Here is a 13,403-nt window from a genome sequence, read left to right as displayed (position 1 = left end):
TCGCTGCCGGAGGTCTCTTCCACCCGGGCCGGTACACGGCCGGCCGGGCCGACGCCCCGGGATCAGACCTCTGGGGATCTGTCCGTATTGACGGGAACGCCGCGCAATGGGGAGTACTCCCCTCCGCGCCGAGAAGACTACCCGAAAAACCAAGAGAAGGTAAAGAGAAGGGTAATGGAACGCCAAATAGCCAGGTCAGTGTCCATGGAGGCGTCGAGCGTCGGCCACCTGGGCGAGGACCTGCCCGAGCACCCGGCTGCCGGCCGGGACCCGCGGCGGTTCATAGGTCCAGGCGTGACCGACCCACGGATCGGCGAGATGGTCGTCGGCGACCGGGGTGACCCGCAGCAGCGCGCGCCACAGCGGATCGAGCAGCGGGCCGTACGCCGAGGCGTCCTCGCGGTCGGCGACCATCAGCAGGTGGACGCCGACCCGCGGGCCCTCGTCGGCGAGGTAGCGCAACTGGGTGACGGCCCGGTCGTCGAAGCCGTGCGGGAAGTCGTGGACGATCAGCAGCTGCTCGGAGGTGTCGACACCGGGCGGCAGCGCGTCGGAGGCGCCGGCCCGCAGGGCCATCTGGACCAGGTCGACGCGCTCGGTGAGCCGGGCAAGGACGGCGGAGACGCCGGCCGCCCCGGCGGCCGGCGGGGCGGCCGTCACGCCCGCCTCCACCAGGGGGGCGAGGGAGGCGGCTCCGGCGCCCGCCGCGTCGATGACATGGACGGTGAACTCGCCGGCGGGATGGACGGCGAGCAGCCGGGCCGTGTGCGCGACCGCGGTGTCGAGCGCGAGCCGGCGCACCTCGGCCTCGTCGAGCAGGGCGGCCGCCGCGGAACGGTTCCGGCCGCTGTCCACCCACAAGCCACGCTCCAGCGGGAGGCGGAGCAGCATCGGGACGCGCAGGGCGGGGCGCTCGGGAAGGTGGAGGTCGCCCAGGCGCAGCGCCATCGGGATCTCCATGGGGACGCGGTATGCCTGCCAGACCGGGCTGTCCCAGCGGGCGAAGGCCGGGGGGAGGGCCGGTTCGACGACGTCGGACTCGGCGGCGAGCTGGGTGAGGTCCCGGTCCAGTGCCTCCCGGGCGCGGGTGGTGAGCTCGTCGCATCTGGCGCGGGCCGCGGCACGGGCGGCGTCGCCGCTGCCGCCGACGCGCCCGCGCGGGTCGGCGAGCGCACGGTCGATCTCCTGGTCGAGTCGGGACTCGGCGAAGTCCCGGGCGCTGCGGTACGCGGCGGTGCTGCGGGCCAGGTCCTCGAACATGCCCCAGACCTGGTTGTAGAGCCGCTCGTCCATGGACCAGCCGGAGGCGTCCCCGGCGACGGGAACCGGCGGGCCCTGCGGCGGCTCGGGCTCGGGTGTCCGCCTGGGCGGCGGGGTGGTGGTGCGGCGGCCCGGATGGGTGTAGTCGATCGGACCGCCCCCGCCGTGCGGCGTCGGCCCGGCGGCCGGTGCCACGGGCGGAGCGGGCGAGGTAGCCGCCGGTACGGCCGGGTCCGCCGCGCCGGCCGGGGCGGCGCGGCGGACGCGTTCGTCACCGGGTACGCGCGGCGGCGGGGCGGACACCGAGCGGGCCATGCCCCGGACGACGGCGTCCAGGATGGTGGCGGCGAGCTCGCCCGGGTTCTCCAGCCCCTGGTCCCGGAGCATCGCGGCGAGCCCGCCTTCGTACCCCTGGCCGACGGCGCGGACCTTCCAGGCGCCCTGTCGCCGGTACAGCTCCAGGGCCACGACGGCGGACTCGCTGTCGAGACCGGTGAGGGTGTATTCGGCGATCCGCGTGCCGTCGAGGGTGGTGACGGCCACGAAGGGGGCAGCGGCCGCGCCGAAGCGGGACGGGCCGCCGGCGCCCACGGGCAGGGCCAGGAGGACGCAGACGCGGTGGACGGTCTCCGGCAGCGCTTCCAGATCGACGGCGAGGCGGTGGTCGGCCGCGGCCTGCCGGGAGACCTCGATCCCGGGCAGGGACGGCGAGCCCGGGTGGGCGATGCACTCGGCCCCGGCGACCCTTCCCCGTTCGTCGCCGAGGGTGGTGCCGGCGACGACCGGATCGCCTGCCGACACCCGGATCTCCAGTCGGGTGTCGGGCAGGGGGTGGTTCTGCCCCCGGACCAGCTCGGCCGTCATCGGCGCTGTCCCCTCGAAATGCCGCGATCGGCTCGGATCGGGTCGTGAACGTCTCGGTCATGCGGGACAGCTCCCGGAGGCCGTGGGCCTCCGGGAGCTGTGGATCGTGCGGGCGGGCCGCTTACAGGTGCGGCAGGATCGCCGGCATCAGGTCCTGGAAGGTGCGGCCGTTGGCCGGGTTGCCCAGCGCGGTCATCTGCCATCCGGAACCGGCGCGGTGGACCTTCGCCATGATCTGCGCGGTGTACTGGCCGCCGCCGTCCAGGGTGTAGCGGGCCAGCTCCTGGCCGTTGGTCTCGTCGACGATCCGGCAGAAGGCGTTCTGCACCTCCTGGAACGTCTGGCCGGTGAAGGAGTTCACCGTGAAGACGATCTGGTCGATGTGGACCGGGACGCGCTGGAGGTCGACGAGGATGGACTCGTCGTCGCCGCCCTGTCCCGCGCCGCCGACCAGGTTGTCGCCGGTGTGGCGCACGGAGCCGTCGTCGCTGACCAGGTGCCGGAAGAACACCACGTCGACCGGCTGCTTGTCGGCGAAGAGCACCGCCGAGGCGTCCAGGTCGATCTCCCGGGTGCGCGAGCCGAACAGCCCGCGCCGAGGCGCCGCCTGCCAGCCGAGCCCCATGCGCACCGCGGTAAGGGCGCCCCCGCCCTGCTTCTCCAGGCTGATGGCCTGACCCTTGGTCATGTTGACCGTCACGCGCGTCCCCTCTCGTTGCGATCACCGCGGCAGTCCCCGATGAACGTGCGGTTGTCCAGCACCCTACGCAGTGTCACCGACAGCGCAGCAGGCGAGGTCCGGTTTTGTGTCGTTCCTGCAACACACCCGACGGGCTCTCAGGCCAGGCCCGCCTCCTTCATCTGGCGCAGCTCCTTCTTCAGCTCGCCGACCTCGTCCCGGAGCCGGGCCGCCACCTCGAACTGGAGCTCCGCAGCGGCGGCGCGCATCCGGTCGGTCATCTCCTCGATGATCGCGGCGAGCTCGCCGGCCGGCTGGTCACCGAGTTCGAGCGTGGAGCCCGCCCCGGCGCCCTTGCCCCGGCCCTTCGCGCCGTGCGCGGCCAGTGCGGGCACCGGCGCCTTGGTGTCCTTGCCCCGGCGGTACCCGGTACCGAGCAGTTCCTCGGTGTCGACCTCCTCGCGCGCGATGGTGGCGACGATGTCGTTGATCTTCTTGCGCAGCGGCTGGGGGTCGATGCCGTGCGCCGTGTTGTAGGCGATCTGCTTCTCGCGGCGACGGTTGGTCTCGTCGATGGCCTTCTCCATGGCGGGCGTGATCGTGTCCGCGTACATGTGGACCTGTCCGGAGACGTTGCGCGCCGCGCGGCCGATGGTCTGGATCAGCGAGGTGCCCGAACGCAGGAAGCCCTGCTTGTCGGCGTCGAGGATGGCGACGAGCGACACCTCGGGCAGGTCGAGGCCCTCACGGAGCAGGTTGATGCCGACCAGGACGTCGTACTCGCCGGCCCGTAGCTCGCGCAGCAGTTCGATGCGGCGCAGGGTGTCGACGTCGCTGTGGAGATAGCGGACCTGGATGCCGAGTTCGAGGAAGTAGTCGGTGAGGTCCTCGGCCATCTTCTTGGTGAGGGTGGTGACGAGGACCCGCTCGTCCTTCTCGGTGCGCAGCCGGATCTCGTGCACCAGATCGTCGATCTGGCCCTCGGTGGGCTTGACCACGACCTCGGGGTCGACCAGGCCCGTCGGGCGGATGATCTGTTCGACGAAGCCGTCGCCGCGGGACAGCTCGTAGGTCCCGGGGGTGGCGGAGAGGTACACGGTCTGCCCGATGCGCTCCTGGAACTCCTCCCACTTCAGCGGCCGGTTGTCGAGGGCCGAGGGCAGCCGGAACCCGTGGTCGACGAGGGTCCGCTTCCGGGAGGCGTCCCCCTCGTACATGGCGCCGATCTGCGGCACGGTCACGTGCGACTCGTCGATGACGAGCAGGAAGTCCTCGGGGAAGTAGTCGAGGAGGGTGTTGGGTGCGGAGCCGGGCTCACGGCCGTCGAAGTGCATCGAGTAGTTCTCGATGCCGGAGCAGGAGCCGATCTGGCGCATCATCTCGATGTCGTAGGTGGTCCGCATCCGCAGTCGCTGGGACTCCAGCATCTTTCCCTGCCTGTCGAGTTCGGCGAGGCGGCTCTCGAGTTCGCGCTCGATGCCGTCGACCGCCCGCTCCATGCGCTCGGGGCCGGCGACGTAGTGGCTGGCGGGGAAGACGTACAGCTCACGGTCCTCGCTGATGACCTCGCCGGTGAGCGGATGCAGGGTGGACAGCGCCTCGATCTCGTCGCCGAACATCTCGATGCGGACGGCGAGCTCCTCGTAGACCGGGAAGATCTCGATGGTGTCGCCGCGGACCCGGAAGGTGCCCCGGGTGAACGCCAGGTCGTTGCGGGTGTACTGGATGTCGACGAAGCGGCGCAGCAGTCCGTCCCGGTCGAGTTCGTCGCCGACCTTGAGCGGCACCATCCGGTCCACGTACTCCTGGGGTGTCCCGAGGCCGTAGATGCACGAGACGGAGGCGACCACGACGACGTCACGGCGGGTGAGCAGCGAGTTCGTCGCGGAGTGCCGCAGCCGCTCGACCTCCTCGTTGATCGAGGAGTCCTTCTCGATGTAGGTGTCCGACTGGGGGACGTATGCCTCGGGCTGGTAGTAGTCGTAGTAGGAGACGAAGTACTCGACCGCGTTGTTCGGCAGGAGTTCGCGGAACTCGTTGGCGAGCTGTGCCGCGAGCGTCTTGTTCGGCGCCATCACCAGCGTGGGCCGCTGGAGCTTCTCGATCATCCACGCGGTGGTCGCGGACTTGCCGGTGCCGGTGGCACCGAGGAGCACGACGTCCTTCTCGCCGGCGCGGACGCGCCGCTCGAGGTCCGCGATGGCTGTCGGCTGGTCGCCGCTGGGCTGGTACGGGCTGACGACCTCGAAGGGCGCCACCGAACGTTCGATCTTGGAAACGGGCCGCATGCCACCACGGTACGACCCACCGCCGACAGTCGGGCGGTGAACGGCTCGGGGCGGCCGGGCGGGCCCGCGGGTCACCAGCCCCGGGAGCGGTGGGCGCCGCGGGCGCCGCCTCTGCGCGGGCCGCGTCCGGCGGGACGGGCCGACCAGTTGGCGGGCTCCCCGTAGGACGAGGCACGGCGCGGCGCGGGCACTCCGGGTCGCCCCGAGCCCGGGGGGACGGGCTCGCGCCGGTCCGGTTCGCCCATCACGAGGAGCGGGTCGAACAGGACGACGACGGCGGCCAGCAGCAGGAACACGGCCGGGCCGATCAGCATCTGCAGCAGCGGCGCGGTGGCGGCGCCTCCGTCGCCCTCGAAGAGGGCGCTGTCGGCCAGGTGGACGTCGACCGCCGCCATGGCGGTGTAGTGCATACCACTGACGCCGATTCCCAGCATCATGCTCGCGCCGAGGCCGGCCAGGAATCCACGGCCCGAAACGGCCGTCCAGAGGGCTCCGGTGGCGGCCACCACGGCGATCGCGACGGAGAGCGCCACGGTGAGGCTGTCGTACTCGACCCGCCCGTGGAGCCGCAGTCCCGCCATGCCGAGGTAGTGCATGGTCGCGATGCCGAGACCGGTGATGGTGCCGCCGGTGATCAGGGGCAGCGGGGTGGCGCCGCGGCAGCCGACGATGGAGATCCCGACACCGGCCATCAGCACGGCGACGCCCAGGCTGGCGAAGGTGAGGGGCCGGTCGTAGCCGACGGGGACCTGCCGGACCGAGAAGCCCATCATGGCGATGAAGTGCGTGGACCAGATGCCGGTGCCGAGGGAGGTCGCGCCCAGCGCCAGCCAGCCCGCCCTGAAGGTGTCGAGGTGGCACAGCGACCGGGTGGTGCAGCGCAGCCCGAGGGCCGCGCCGAGGCAGGCCATGAGGTAGGCGGCCACGGGTGTGACGAGCCCGTGGCTGAATCCGTCGACCGTGCCCTGCATGAGCGTGTGACCTCCACCCGTGGTGCGACGTCGTCCGAAAACATTCGGTACCGCTGAGTAGTACTACCGGGGCGAGATTATGGCGCGCCGGAAGCGGCACGACCACGAGGTCCGGGAAATGACCGGGGCGAGACCGGGGCGAGACCGCCCCGTGATGTCGGTGGCGCGTCGTACGGTGAGCCGTGTGGAGAACGAGAGGCCCGTGCCCCCGGGACGCACGGAACGGTTGGAGTGGGCGGTCGTGGACAGCGCCGTCGGTTCGCTGCTGCTGGCGGCGACCGCGCGCGGCCTGGTGAGCGTGGCCTTCCACGCCGACGGTGCCGTACGGGAGCGGACGCTGAGCCGGGTCGCGGGACAGCTGGGGGCGGAGCCGGTCCACCGCTCGACCGGCCGGCTGGCCGAGCCGATCCGCAGGGTCACGGAGTACTTCACGGGCGGCCTGCGGGAGTTCGGCCTCACCCTGGACTGGTCGCTGGCGACCGGATTCAACCGCCAGGTGCTGCGCGAGCTGCTGGACGGTGTGCCGTACGGGACGGTCGTGGCGTACGGGGAGCTGGCGAAGCGGGTCGGACAGCCGCGCGCCGCGCAGGCGGTCGGGGTGGCGATGGGGTCCAATCCGCTGCCGCTGGTCGTGCCGTGCCACCGGGTGGTGGAGAGCGACGGCGGGCTCGGCGGCTTCGGGAGCGGCCTGGAGACCAAACGGAGACTGCTGGAGCTGGAGGGCGTTCTGCCCCAGCCACTGTTCTGAGCCGGGCCTGCTCCGGCGGACGCGGACGGCCCGGATATGATCAAACAGTTGTTCCCGCGACGTGCGTCGCCTGGCACACTGCGTAAGTGACCAACACCCCCGGCACCCCTGACGCCATGCTTCCGGCCGAGACGGCGCCCGCCGTCACGGCCCTCGGACTGCCCGCGCTCCGGCGCCGCGTCCAGGCCGTACTGATCATCAGCCAGATCCTCGGCGGCCTCGGCATCGCGATCGGCGTCGCGCTGGCCTCGGTACTCGCCAAGGACGTCAGCGGCACGGAGGCCCTGTCCGGTCTGGCATCGACGGCCACCGTGGTCGGCACGGCACTGCTCGCCATGCCGCTGGCCGCCCTCATGAACTCCCGCGGGCGGCGGGCCGGGCTGGTGCTGGCCTACCTGCTGGGCGCACTGGGCGCCGCCGTGGTCGTCCTCGGGGCGGTGGCCGACAGCTTCCCCCTGCTGCTGCTGGGGCTGGTCGGCTTCGGTGCGGGCTCCTCGGCCAACCTCGCGGCGCGCTTCGCCGCCGCGGACCTCGCCGAGCCGGAGCGGCGGGGCCGCGCCATCTCGACGGTCGTGTGGGCGACGACGATCGGCGCGGTCCTCGGCCCGAACGTCGCCGCACCGGCCGGGAGGAGCGTCGCCGCCCTCGGCATCCCGGTCGCGGCGGGCCCCTTCGTCTGGGCGACCGGGGTGTTCCTGCTGGCCGCCGCCCTGATGGCGGTGCTGCTTCGCCCCGACCCCCTGCTGACAGCCCGCGCGCTCGCCGGTCCCGCGGAGCGGGAGAAGCCGGGCGGGCACTCCCTGCGGGCCGGGATGCGCGCGGTACGGGACTCCCCGCGGGCCCGGCTGGCCCTGGTGACCGTGGCCGCCTCCCACACCGCGATGGTATCGATCATGTCGATGACCCCGGTGGCGCTGAGCCATCACGGCGCCGGCATCGAGCTGATCGGCCTGGTCATCAGTGGACACATCGCGGGCATGTACGCGTTCTCGCCGGTGATGGGCTGGCTTTCGGACCGGCTGGGACGGCTCTCGGTCATCGGCCTGGCCGTCGGCCTGCTGGCGGCGGCCGCGCTGTTGGCGGGCACGGCGGGGCCCAGTCACGGGAGGACCGCCGCGGGTCTGTTCGTGCTGGGCCTGGGCTGGTCGGCGGGCCTCGTCTCGGGGTCCGCGCTCCTGACGGACTCGGTGCCGCAGGCCGCCCGAGCGGCGGTCCAGGGACTGTCGGACTTCACCATGAACACCGCGGCGGGCCTCGGCGGCCTGCTGGCGGGACTGATCGTGGCCAAGGCGGGATACGGCTGGCTGAACCTGGCGGGTGCGTGCCTGCTGCTGCCGATGGCGGCGCTGGCCGTCCGGGGTGCGGTCCGCCGCGGCTGACCGGCGTGGCTGACCGGCGCGAATCCGCCGCACGGGAGGGCCCCACTCCGCGTCCGGGGCCGACGGCGCCTGCCGCGCGGGGCCCCGCCGCGGGGGCCGGCCGTCCTCGACGGCGCAGCGGGCCAGACGCAGGCGTCCAGGCTCTGTCGGAGGTGCATGACGGTAGGACACGAGGGCCTTTCGGTCGGTGTAGACGTCGCAATCCGCACCGAACCCGGAAGGCCCTCACCCGTTCAAGATCCCCACGCCGTGGAATCCGCCACCAACCTCCGTGGACAGAACGCCTAGAGGCTGATGTGGTACGCCTTGCGCAGAGTCTCGTGCACGGTCCAGGTGGTCCGGTCGCCCTCGCGCAGCACACAGGCGTCGCCGGGGCCGATCTCCATCGTCGCGCCGCCCTCCACCGCGACGGTGGCGCGCCCGCTCACGACGACGAAGAGTTCGTCGGCCTCGGTGTCCGTCATCACGCCGGGCGTGATCTGCCAGATGCCGCGCACCTGGCTGCCGTCGGACGACTCCCAGAGGACCTTTCCGGTCACCTCGGGGGTCCCGGAGACGATCTGAGCGGGGTCCAGGGGCTCCGGTTCCAGGTCCGCGTCGGGGATGTGGACGGAGAAGGAAGGGCGGTCGTGTGTGGTCATGGCCGGTGACTGTAGCGGGGGCAGGACGTCTCCCCACGCGCGGGACCCGCTGGAATCCCTGCCTCCGATAGCGCTGTGACCAGGCGGCTTCCCCTTCCGGGGCGAGGACGACGAAATCCGAAGGGCGACGTCGGGACCCACGGGCCGACGCGGCCGGGGCGGGCCCGCGCCCTCGCCGGACACCGGCGCACGGAGCGGGCCTCCCGGCCACCGATTCCGTGGCGGCGGTCCCGGCTCCCTCAACCGGCGCGCGCACCCCTCGTACGGTGCCGCCCGCACCGCCGGTCGGCGTACATCCGGTCGTGGCCGCTCACCGGACCGTCGTAGAAGGGACGGGTGGACATCTCGGCACGCCCGGCCACGGGCCCCCTCGTACGCGGAACCCGCCGACCGAGGAGGAAAGGCGCCGGCCCGGCGGAAGAACCGGCCGGCGCCCCTCGGCGCCCCGCCGGTCGCGGACGGAGTCCCCGGCACGCCCGCCGCATGCCGCCGGGAATCCGCCGGGCCCCGTCACACGAAGCGTGCACGCGACGGACCCCGTGAACGTCTCCCCTCACCTCCGACGGAAGAGTGCGATGTCATCCTCAGCCTTCCTCCCCCGCGCCCTCGCCCTGGCCACCGCGGCGCTGTTCGCGGCCACCGTGGCCGCACCCACGGCACACGCGGCCCCGGGTGACCCGGTGCCCGGCTCGGCCACCGTCACGTCACCCTTCGGCGCGGCCTCCCTGCCGCCAATCGCCCCCGGCGCCGCCTACAAGGCCGCCTACGACACCCTCGGCCCCCAGCGCCTGACTCCCGCCCAGCAGCGACTGGATGCCGTCAAGCAAGCACAGGCCGCCGGTTCCTACGCCAAGGCCACCGACAGCCGGGCGCTCGCCGGCTATCGGCTGTCGGGCGGCCTGCACCAGCCGCAGAAGACGTCCTACTGGTGCGGGCCGGCCGCCCTCGTGATCACCCAGTCCGCCCACGACGGCGTCGCGGGCCGCTCCCAGCAGGACGCGGCGACACTCCTGAAGACCGGCACCAACGGCACCGCCTGGTACGGCATCAACATCAACGTCTCCAGCCCGACCGGCTATCCGATGGCCGACGCGCTCAACAAGCGGCTGCCCGGAGCCGGATACGTGCCCAGGGCCCTGCCCTACACGCCGACGGCGACCGACAAGACGAACTTCCGGCAGCACATCACCCACAACACCGACCACGACTACGCGATCGCCGGCAACGCCTGGGAGGTGCCGGGCGGCCCGCACCTCGTCGGCCATCCCAACATAGAGATCTTCCACTGGGTCGCGATCGACGGCTACAACGCGGACACCGCGGCGGCGCAGGTCAACTACCTCGACCCGGTGGGCGGGGTGAGTACCAGCGTGATCTCCTGGGCAGGCTCCGTACCCAGGTCGGCGCACATCTCCTCCGACACCCTCACCACCATCATGGGCGGCCGTGGCTACGTCTGGTAGGGCCTTCCCCCTGGCCGGCGGGGTCTTCCCGCCGGCCCTGCTGCTGACGGGCGTCCTGCTCACGGGATGCTCGTCGGCGGGGCCCGGCCCCGCCCCCACCCCGGACGCCGCCTCGGCCACGAGCGCCTCACGCTCCCCCCAGGCCACGGGTTCGCCCTCCGGCCCGGGGCCGCGGACGCTCGCCGCCGCCTGCGAAGTACGGCTGCCCGCCCCCTGGAGCTCCGCGCTCGCCGCGGGAGAGGTACGCACCCCGCCCGGCGAACGGGCCGTGCTCAGCGACGCGGGCCCCGGCTGGACCGCCGTCCAGCTCACCGGTTCCGGCCGGCGTCGCGCGGCCCTCGTCGAAGCCGGCGGCGGCTCCCCGCGTACCCTCCTCGCCTTCGACGACCCCGACGCACACCAGTTGCTCGCCGCCGACTACGACGGGCGGCGGTGGGCGGCCTTCGCCGTCCTGGAAGGACGGACCCTGGACAGCCCGTGGAGTCTGTACGTCTGGGACGGCACCACGGGAACAGCCCGCCGCCTCACCCACGCCGACCGCCCGGGGCCGCTCCCCCGGCCCGTCGTCAGCGGAGGAACCGTCCACTGGGCGCAGGGCGTCGGAGACGGCGAGGCGACGGTGTACGCGGCCCCGGTGGCCGGCGGCGAGCCCCGCGCCGTCCACACCGGCGTGATGGACACCCCCTTCGCCGCCGGCGGCCTGCTGGTGTGGCGCGAGTCGGCCGGCCCCACCACCCGGCTCTCCGCCGTCTCCCTCCGCGGCCTGAGGTCCGCCGCCCTGCCCGCTCCGCTCGCCGCCCTCCGCGACCTCCGCTCGGTCGTCTCCGACGGCACCACCTGGGCATGGGTGGCGGGCGAGACCGAACCCCGCCTCATGGTCTGGCGGACCGGGGACGCCCGGCCGACGGCCGTGGTGACGACGTCCCCGGCGGTCGACGGGATGGACCAGCTGCGGATCAGCGGCCGGCTGATCACCTGGCGCACGCCGGAGACCTCCTACGCCCTGGACCTCGGCTCGCTCTCCTACACCCGGATCACACCGGCCTACGGCTACGCCCAGGCGGGCGACGGCGCCCTGGCCGTCGCCTACAGCCTCGGCGACGCCAAGGCGGACGGTTCCCGGTCGGTCATCCAGGTGGTGGACGCCGGACGGCTGCCCGCGCTGCCCGGCTGTGGCGGATGACCGCCGCCGAGGTTTGACCGGTCCGCCGCCGCGCCAGGGATGGGACATGGCCATACAGGTGTCCGAAGAGGTGCGGGAGGCTCTCCGCGAGGGCCTCCCCGTCGTCGCGCTCGAGTCCACGATCATCGCGCACGGCCTGCCGCGCCCGCGCAACCTGGCCGTGGCACGGGAACTGGAGGCGATCGTCCGGGACGAGGGCGCCGTACCCGCCACCATCGCCGTGATCGACGGCACCGCCCATGTGGGGCTGGAACCGGACCGGCTGGACCGCGTCGCGCGGGACCCGGACGTACGGAAGCTGGGGCACCGCGACCTCGCGCCCGCCTTCGCGGCGGGCGCGACGGGGGCGACCACGGTCTCCGCGACGGCCTTCCTCGCGGACACCGCCGGCATCCGCGTCTTCGCGACCGGCGGACTCGGCGGCGTACACCGGGAGTGGGACCGGACGCAGGACGAGTCGGCGGATCTGCGGCTGCTCTCCCGGGTCGGGATCACGGTGGTCTGCGCGGGCGTCAAGTCGATCCTCGACGTCCCCGCGACGCTCCAGCGCCTGGAGACGCTGGGCGTGACGGTGCTCGGGTACGGCACGCGGTGGTTCCCCGGCTTCTACCTGGCCTCGTCAGGGGAACCGGTCGACTGGACGGTCGACACGCCCGAGGAGACGGCCCGGGTGATGCGGGCCCGGGACTCCCTGGGCGCGCCGTGCTCCTCGCTCGTCGTGGCCAACCCGGTCGCCGCCTCCGACCAGCTGGACCCGGAGCTGCACGACCGGGTGCTGGCGCGGGGGCTGGCCGAGGCGCGGGAGAAGGGGATCACCGGACAGGCCGTCACACCGTTCCTGCTGGAGTACCTGACCACGCACACCGGCGGGGCTTCACTGGAGGCGAACCTCGCGGCCGTACGTGGGAACGTGCGACTCGCGGCGCGGATCGCGACGTCCTTCCGCGACGCCGGGTGACGGCGCTGCTGGTCGTCGGGGACGTGGTCACCGACGTGATCGCACGGCACAGGACCCCGCTCACGCCCGCGACGGACACGACGGCCGAGATCCGTACCCTGCCGGGCGGCGCCGGGGCCAACGCGGCCTGCTGGGCCGCCCGGTCGGGGTGCCCGGACGTGCGGCTGCTCGGGCGGACCGGCAGCGACGCGGCGGACTGGCATGACCGGGAGCTGCGCCGGGCCGGGGTGCTGCCGCTGCTGGTCACGGACCCGCAGGCCGCCACCGCGACGGTGATCGCGCTGGTCGACCCGAGTTCGGAGCGGACCTTCCTGACCGACAGCGGCGCCGCCCTCCGCCTCTCCCCCACCGACTGGTCGTCCGCCCTGCTCAACGGGGTCGCCCATCTACACCTGTCCGGATACCTCTTCTTCGCCGAGCCGAGCCGGACGACGGCCCGGCTCGCGCTGAGGCAGGCGCGGGAGGCGGGCATCACCGTGAGCGTGGATCCGGCGTCGGCGGGATTCCTCTCGGAGCGGGGAGCGGACCGGTTCCTGGCCGCGGTGGCGGGGGCGGACGTGCTGTTCCCCAACGCCGACGAGGCCCGGCTGCTCACCGGCCGGTCCGGACCGGCCGGGGCGGCGGGGGAACTGAGCCGCGCCTTCCCCCTGGTGGCCGTCACCCTGGGCGGGGAGGGGGCACTGGTGGCGGAGCGTGGCGAGGTGACGGCCCGGGTCACGGCGCCGGCGGTGCGCCCGGTCGACTCCACAGGGGCGGGCGACGCCTTCACCGGCGCGTTCCTCGCCGCGCGCCTCGCGGGGGCCGGACCGGCGAAGGCGGCCGAGGCCGGCTGCCGGGCGGGCGCGGAGGCCGTGACCGTGGTGGGCGGCAGACCACCCGGGAGCGGCGGCGGGAGAGCCGGAAGCTCCCGGCGCCGGGAGCTTTGATCACATCCGCGGCGAGGCCGGGTGGGCGCCCGGCCGTACGGCC

At 73.3% G+C, this 13,403-nt stretch carries 11 protein-coding genes and 1 pseudogene; 6 read left to right on the top strand and 6 right to left on the bottom strand.

Going from position 1 to position 13,403, the window contains the following annotated elements; genetic code table 11:
- Positions 1-195: 195 nt before the first annotated feature.
- From OG393_RS25460 to OG393_RS25445, 4 genes are all read right to left on the bottom strand, one after another.
- The gene (locus OG393_RS25460) at positions 196-2,124 is read right to left on the bottom strand and encodes a TerD family protein (protein ID WP_327377027.1); all 1,929 of its coding nucleotides are present in this window, start codon (positions 2,122-2,124) and stop codon (positions 196-198) included.
- 121 nt (positions 2,125-2,245) lie between these two features.
- Positions 2,246-2,824, bottom strand: coding sequence for a TerD family protein (locus OG393_RS25455; RefSeq protein WP_147977498.1), 579 nt, complete (start codon positions 2,822-2,824; stop codon positions 2,246-2,248).
- A 137-nt stretch (positions 2,825-2,961) separates the two neighbouring features.
- Positions 2,962-5,091 (bottom strand): excinuclease ABC subunit UvrB, encoded by a 2,130-nt coding sequence (uvrB, locus tag OG393_RS25450; protein WP_327377026.1) that lies wholly within the window; start codon positions 5,089-5,091, stop codon positions 2,962-2,964.
- A 71-nt stretch (positions 5,092-5,162) separates the two neighbouring features.
- Positions 5,163-6,062, bottom strand: coding sequence for an MHYT domain-containing protein (locus tag OG393_RS25445; RefSeq protein WP_327377025.1), 900 nt, complete (start codon positions 6,060-6,062; stop codon positions 5,163-5,165).
- 175 nt (positions 6,063-6,237) lie between these two features.
- Here OG393_RS25445 and OG393_RS25440 point away from each other — a divergent pair, with 175 nt between their 5' ends.
- Both OG393_RS25440 and OG393_RS25435 read left to right on the top strand, forming a co-directional pair.
- A complete protein-coding gene (locus OG393_RS25440) occupies positions 6,238-6,810 on the top strand; it encodes a methylated-DNA--[protein]-cysteine S-methyltransferase (protein ID WP_442817357.1) in 573 nt (190 codons plus the stop codon).
- Positions 6,811-6,926: 116 nt separating this feature from the next.
- Positions 6,927-8,189: an MFS transporter gene (locus OG393_RS25435; protein WP_327378544.1), complete on the top strand. Its 1,263-nt coding sequence runs from the start codon at positions 6,927-6,929 to the stop codon at positions 8,187-8,189.
- 72 nt (positions 8,190-8,261) lie between these two features.
- On the opposite strand, the pseudogene OG393_RS35525 reads toward OG393_RS25435, so the two are convergent.
- Both OG393_RS35525 and OG393_RS25430 read right to left on the bottom strand, forming a co-directional pair.
- Positions 8,262-8,360, bottom strand: a pseudogene (locus tag OG393_RS35525) (IS481 family transposase); the annotation flags it as partial.
- A gap of 113 nt (positions 8,361-8,473) precedes the next feature.
- Positions 8,474-8,830: a cupin domain-containing protein gene (locus tag OG393_RS25430; RefSeq protein WP_327377023.1), complete on the bottom strand. Its 357-nt coding sequence runs from the start codon at positions 8,828-8,830 to the stop codon at positions 8,474-8,476.
- Between the two features lie 575 nt (positions 8,831-9,405).
- Between OG393_RS25430 and OG393_RS25425 the strand changes: the two genes are divergently transcribed.
- Genes OG393_RS25425 through OG393_RS25410 form a run of 4 tightly spaced genes read left to right on the top strand, consistent with a single transcriptional unit; the run spans position 9,406 to position 13,360 of the window.
- Positions 9,406-10,293: a hypothetical protein gene (locus OG393_RS25425; protein ID WP_327377022.1), complete on the top strand. Its 888-nt coding sequence runs from the start codon at positions 9,406-9,408 to the stop codon at positions 10,291-10,293.
- Entirely contained in the window at positions 10,277-11,476 is a 1,200-nt protein-coding gene (locus OG393_RS25420; protein ID WP_327377021.1) for a hypothetical protein, read from the top strand. The genes OG393_RS25425 and OG393_RS25420 overlap by 17 nt, the downstream gene beginning before the upstream one ends.
- A 46-nt stretch (positions 11,477-11,522) precedes the next feature.
- On the top strand, positions 11,523-12,434 hold the full coding sequence (locus OG393_RS25415) for a pseudouridine-5'-phosphate glycosidase (protein WP_327377020.1): 912 nt from the start codon (positions 11,523-11,525) through the stop codon (positions 12,432-12,434).
- Positions 12,431-13,360: a carbohydrate kinase family protein gene (locus OG393_RS25410; protein ID WP_327377019.1), complete on the top strand. Its 930-nt coding sequence runs from the start codon at positions 12,431-12,433 to the stop codon at positions 13,358-13,360. Before OG393_RS25415 ends, OG393_RS25410 begins: the two co-directional genes overlap by 4 nt.
- Positions 13,361-13,403 lie beyond the last annotated feature (43 nt).

The sequence above is a fragment of the Streptomyces sp. NBC_01216 genome (assembly GCF_035994945.1).
Lineage (GTDB): Bacteria > Actinomycetota > Actinomycetes > Streptomycetales > Streptomycetaceae > Streptomyces.
Note: the sequence above shows the minus strand (reverse complement) of the source record. Positions and strands in the feature narration are given on the sequence as shown.